The following is a 2,689-nucleotide window of genomic DNA, read 5'->3' as shown; positions in this document are numbered from 1 at the left end:
AGGGAGCAGCTGCTAACTGGCAAGCTGCTCCGTGCTGTGTTCAACTAATGTTTTTCCGTTAGTTCAATCAGGACTAAGAAAATTCACAATTTTGAGTTGCTAAAGCCACTACCCCTCTTTTCATAATTTAAAATCAGATGATAATGCCCAAGAATCAAATAACTGAGGACTGGCCTGGATATGCACATTCGCAGTTGGAGCTAAATAGACTGGGAAGCATATGAGCGTAAATATAATGGTCATGATAAATTTTGATTGCCTTGTGGTATACCAAATATTTATAATTGGTGTCAGTGATCATAAGGAGGTAAATATGAACAAAAGAGGTAATGAAAAAGTAAATTGGTTTGTGTTAGGAGAGTCTAGTTATAAGTTACTAATTACAATAGTTTTTTATGCTGGATTGGTTGCTATCCTAGGGTATTCATATCTTTTTATGCAGACTGTTTCCATGGTTTCCCCTGTTGTTACTTATATGGATAATGGAGCATTTACGCAAAGAGGTAACACGTTTTTAGCTATTATTGCTGGCATAGCATTCTTTTTGGTAGTCTCAGTTGTATGGAAACTGGTGTGTGAATTCATCCTTCTTATTTTTGAAGCTTTGAGAGCCTACATATCGAGCAAGAAGCATGAAACATTTAGAGAGACATACAACAATAAATTTTAGTAAACATCATATCGGTTACAATTGTTGTTTTAATGGTTGTAGCCGGTATAATCAAATCCACATTCATAAAAATAACTATCAATATCCCATCCCACAAAAACCTTCTCTATGCTGCTTGTTTCACTTATTTCAATAAACAGATATCGCCAAACTTATTTATTAATGTATGTATGTTGTGTTTCATTCTTATAATCAGACTCCCCAACCAATTCTAACCGAACAAATATCACCGCTTGTTAATCGACGTTCATTTATATTTTGGATTAATTAAGAATGGCAACTTTGCTGATCCTTCATTGCTTATTCCAGATTATAAACTCTTTTATGAGCTCATCCTTACAGGGAATTTGTTCTACCTCAAAAATTATTAATAAGAATTATTCGCCTGATTATTAAGGTTAAATAATAATTAAATTCCTATCGTAGAAATTTAATTATTTTGGAATTCAGAGATACAGGGTTTGAAGTAAAAAGAATATAATCTTTGGATTTCGTTTTTATTACTATTCTATCGGTTGTACCATAAGGGGTACCAATTCGCAGTGCTTCCTTTTCATTTCCAGCATAGGTGTTATCTTGAATCACATCTTCAATTTCATTTATAGGAACGTCGATTTTAGTTAACTGCCATTTTATTACCAAGTTACTCTGCGTCTTTTCGATCTTAATACCCAGCATAATCATTTCCTCTTTTCAGAATAGATTATATTAAGAATCTAAGATACTGCGCCTTTAATTACTAACCATCATATCTTTCAAAAACATCACTATCTTTCTCCTATTCCCACAATCCTACTAAATTGTACCATAAAAATAAATAAGCTATCCTGCCGGTTTGCATAACTAAAAGGGAGCAGCTGCTAACTGGCAAGTTGCTCCCTGCTGTGTTCAGCTATCGTTTTTCCGTTAGTTCAATCATTTTAGGTAAGAAAATACATTCAAATCATTCAACTCCTGGGTATTTTTCCCCGAGGCTTATTATCGTGAACCCAAGTTTGTTATAGAACCCAACAGCATCTTTATCAGTTTCAGCTGTCATTTTTACTACGTTTTTGGCTTGCACATATTCATGTATCATCCTTCTCCCAATACCTTTACCGCGATAATCTTGCTTTATAGAGATATGTTTTAGTTCGACTTCGCCTTTTAACCCATGTTTTACACCAATTAAACCTACTAACTCATCGTTTAAGAACCTTCCATAAAGTCTCCTTGAATCATCTTCAAGGTATTTAGTTATCTCTGCCTTAACTCTTTCTTCATCAGAACACATGCATTCAGATAATAGCTTGTTAACTACGCTTAAGTCATAAAAATCCTTCAGATTAATCAAGGAAGCCACCGCCTATTTAGCATATTTATATTGATCTTTGACCTGATTTACTGCCAGGAGCTTGCCGCGGTGCGGATGTGTCCGTTTGTCTCAGCTTCCCTGCAACTGAGATGCTTCTCCAAATGCACTCCTATCTCCGACCGGACCGAGAGCGAATGTCAGATGCGCGAATATTCTGTTAGGTGAAGTCCTTCCTTCTTCGACATCACATGATAATCAATATTCTTTTATTTCAATTCTATTTCCCTCTGGATCGATGAGCACACCAATCGTTCCCCAATTGAATTTATGTACCTCAACTTGAACATCTTTATCCCTTAGCAGTCTTACAGTTCCTTCAATATCATCTACTTCAATCCTTATTACAGTCGGGTTTTGACTTCTATTCTTCTCAGTCTTATTTGAAATTCCATTGTTCTCGATCATTAAGTAACTTCCACCAAAATCAAGCTTTACAAGTCCTTCTTTTCTCTCTCTAACTACAAGCTCAAGTGTATCGGTATAAAATCGGACATTTTCTTCGTAATTTTCTAAAAACAAAATAAAGCCTGTTTCTTTAATTTGCATTCTGTATCTCTTCCTATCTTTTTATATTTAATGGTTTTTGAGTAAGCAAGATTTTCATCTAACGTATTATTCACGAACTTCCTAAACAATTCTATATGTAGGGTATTCGGGAAACTTTA

At 34.8% G+C, this 2,689-nt stretch carries 4 protein-coding genes; 1 reads left to right on the top strand and 3 read right to left on the bottom strand.

From position 1 onward, the window contains the following. The first annotated feature begins 313 nt into the window (after positions 1-313). Complete coding sequence (locus GQY27_RS21105; protein WP_160037231.1) at positions 314-670, top strand: hypothetical protein; 357 nt, start codon at positions 314-316, stop codon at positions 668-670. A gap of 417 nt (positions 671-1,087) precedes the next feature. On the opposite strand, the gene GQY27_RS21100 is transcribed toward GQY27_RS21105, so the two are convergent. The 3 genes from GQY27_RS21100 to GQY27_RS21090 all read right to left on the bottom strand — a co-directional run bounded on the left by GQY27_RS21100 (position 1,088) and on the right by GQY27_RS21090 (position 2,570). Continuing rightward, on the bottom strand, positions 1,088-1,348 hold the full coding sequence (locus GQY27_RS21100; RefSeq protein ID WP_160037230.1) for a SunI/YnzG family protein: 261 nt from the start codon (positions 1,346-1,348) through the stop codon (positions 1,088-1,090). Between the two features lie 265 nt (positions 1,349-1,613). Next, positions 1,614-2,012, bottom strand: a complete 399-nt coding sequence (locus GQY27_RS21095; protein WP_236570685.1) for a GNAT family N-acetyltransferase — start codon at positions 2,010-2,012, stop codon at positions 1,614-1,616. Between the two features lie 207 nt (positions 2,013-2,219). Then, positions 2,220-2,570 (bottom strand): VOC family protein, encoded by a 351-nt coding sequence (locus GQY27_RS21090; protein WP_160037228.1) that lies wholly within the window; start codon positions 2,568-2,570, stop codon positions 2,220-2,222. Positions 2,571-2,689 lie beyond the last annotated feature (119 nt).

The sequence above is a fragment of the Paenibacillus sp. An7 genome, from assembly GCF_009870785.1.
Lineage (GTDB): Bacteria > Bacillota > Bacilli > Paenibacillales > Paenibacillaceae > Paenibacillus.
The sequence above is the reverse complement of the archived record's forward strand: the minus strand, read 5'-3'. Positions and strand labels throughout refer to the sequence as shown.

Bases quoted from the DNA above. Each gene is read 5' to 3' on its own strand.
- GQY27_RS21105 (WP_160037231.1), top strand. From the start codon at position 314: ATGAACAAAAGAGGTAATGAAAAAGTAAATTGGTTTGTGTTAGGAGAG.
- GQY27_RS21100 (WP_160037230.1), bottom strand. From the start codon at position 1,348: ATGCTGGGTATTAAGATCGAAAAGACGCAGAGTAACTTGGTAATAAAA.
- GQY27_RS21090 (WP_160037228.1), bottom strand. From the start codon at position 2,570: ATGCAAATTAAAGAAACAGGCTTTATTTTGTTTTTAGAAAATTACGAA.